Origin of the sequence: Halomonas flagellata (assembly GCF_022487945.1) — a bacterium.
Taxonomy (GTDB): domain Bacteria; phylum Pseudomonadota; class Gammaproteobacteria; order Pseudomonadales; family Halomonadaceae; genus Halomonas; species Halomonas flagellata.
Map to the genome: position 1 here is coordinate 1 of NZ_JAKVPY010000127.1, position 570 is coordinate 570.

The 570-nt window shown below is 50.9% G+C and carries 1 protein-coding gene; it reads left to right on the forward strand.

Annotation, left to right across the window (positions count from 1 at the left end):
- The coding region (locus MKP05_RS21495) for a lytic transglycosylase domain-containing protein (protein ID WP_240570163.1) at positions 1 to 489 on the forward strand (489 nt) is incomplete at its 5' end.
- Positions 490 to 570: the final 81 nt, after the last annotated feature.

Genomic DNA, 570 nt, shown 5'->3' on the forward strand with positions numbered 1-570 from the left:
CGTGCATGGGGCAAAACCCGCGATCTAAGCGATTTGGCAGTCGTACAGAAAGCGGTAGTGCGCGAAATCCAGGAGGTTGTTAAACATCCTGTCGTTAACGGGGTTAAGCGAGATGTTCCCGGCGATATTGACGCCATTATTAAAAAGTACGCTGCACAGTACGGCGTCAGTGAAGTCCTGATCCGCGCCCTGATTCAGGTGGAGTCCAATTTCAACCCGAAAGCTATCAGCTCTGCGGGGGCAAAAGGGCTGATGCAGCTCATGCCGATACATACCGACAAGCAAGGTGTAGACCCTTACGACCCGGATCAGAACGTCAAAACGGGCATGGGCTACCTCTCGCATCTTTTAACCAAATACAACGATCTGGAGCTGGCGCTTGCAGCGTACAACGCCGGAGAAACCAACGTAGACAAATACGGCGGCATTCCTCCTTTCAAGGAAACGCAGCTTTATGTCAAAAAAATCATGGCTCTTTTGGGAGGCTAAATGAAATACGCTTTTTTATGTGCGGCTCTGGCTGCTGCCCTTTTTTCTCCGTTAAGCCACGCTGCCGATGAGTACGACGAT